The organism is Silvania confinis (assembly GCF_025564085.1).
Taxonomy (GTDB): Bacteria; Pseudomonadota; Gammaproteobacteria; order Enterobacterales; family Enterobacteriaceae; genus Enterobacter; species Enterobacter confinis.
In genome coordinates, this window is record NZ_JAMGZJ010000038.1 from 1 (window position 1) to 454 (window position 454).

The 454-nt window shown below is 65.0% G+C and carries 1 protein-coding gene; it reads right to left on the reverse strand.

Annotated elements, in window-relative coordinates; genetic code table 11:
- Nucleotides 1–454: helix-turn-helix domain-containing protein (locus tag M8013_RS00165; protein ID WP_271265826.1), on the reverse strand; the 454-nt coding region annotated here is incomplete at both ends.

Here is a 454-nt window from a genome sequence, read left to right on the forward strand (position 1 = left end):
GGTCATCCAGCAGGGTGAGCGGGTGGCAGCGGCCACCGCCAAAGGGAAAGTGGCCCTTAAAATCCATCTGCCAGAGCCGGTTGGGTTCGTCATGTTCGAAGCGACCGGTGGCGGGGATACCCGGAGGGAGCCCCGGGAGCAGGCCGTGACGGGCCATCAGGTTATGGACAGTGCTGCAGGCAGGCATGGCATGACCCTGGTCTTCCAGCCAGCGCTTAACCTTGCGGGCCCCCCAGCGTGCGTGGGTGGCATGGGCGATGCGCAGCAGGTCGGTCGTGACGTCAGGGGTCTGGTTAGGAGAGTGACGCGGTGCCCGGGAGCGGTCCTGAAGACCGGAAGCGCCATCTTCAGCCCAGCGGCGAAGCCACTTATAGGCGGTGGCAGGTGAAATGCCGTAGTGACGGCACAGTGCGCGGATGTTCGCCCCGTCCTGCGAGGCGAACATCACAAACTC